Annotated in this window: 1 protein-coding gene; it reads left to right on the top strand. The window is 61.6% G+C overall.

Going from position 1 to position 718, the window contains the following annotated elements; genetic code table 11:
- On the top strand, positions 1-718 hold a 718-nt coding region (locus tag AC20OE_RS18775; RefSeq protein WP_487269082.1), incomplete at both ends, for a hypothetical protein.

Genomic DNA, 718 nt, shown 5'->3' with positions numbered 1-718 from the left:
ATCAACCGCTCCTACTGGCGCTACGGGCAGCACTGGAGATACTGGTCCTACTGGTGCCACCGGGGCTACAGGTAGCACTGGACCAACGGGTCCTACTGGTGCCACTGGTGCTACTGGTATCACTGGACCTACTGGTGCAACGGGTAGCACTGGAGCTACGGGTCCTACCGGTGCCACTGGTATTACCGGAGCTACCGGTCCTACCGGCGCTACGGGCATCACCGGAGCTACTGGTCCTACTGGTGCAACAGGTTCTACTGGATCAACGGGCAGCACTGGAGCTACTGGTCCTACTGGTGCAACGGGTATTACCGGAACCACTGGCCCTACCGGCGCAACGGGCATCACCGGAGCTACTGGTCCTACCGGTGCCACTGGTATTACTGGAGCTACCGGACCTACCGGCGCAACGGGCATCACCGGAGCTACTGGTCCTACTGGCGCAACGGGCAGCACTGGAGATACTGGTTCTACCGGGGCTACGGGTGTCACTGGAGCTACCGGACCTACTGGCACCACAGGTATTACCGGGGCTACCGGACCTACTGGACCAACGGGTATTACTGGAGCCACTGGTCCTACCGGGGCAACGGGCAGCACCGGAGCTACCGGACCTACTGGCACCACAGGTATTACCGGGGCTACCGGACCTACTGGACCAACGGGTATTACTGGAGCCACTGGTCCTACCGGGGCAACGGGCAGCACTGGAGCTACG

The sequence above is a fragment of the Bacillus sp. SRI_025 genome, from assembly GCF_057592095.1.
Note: the sequence above shows the minus strand (reverse complement) of the source record. Positions and strands in the feature narration are given on the sequence as shown.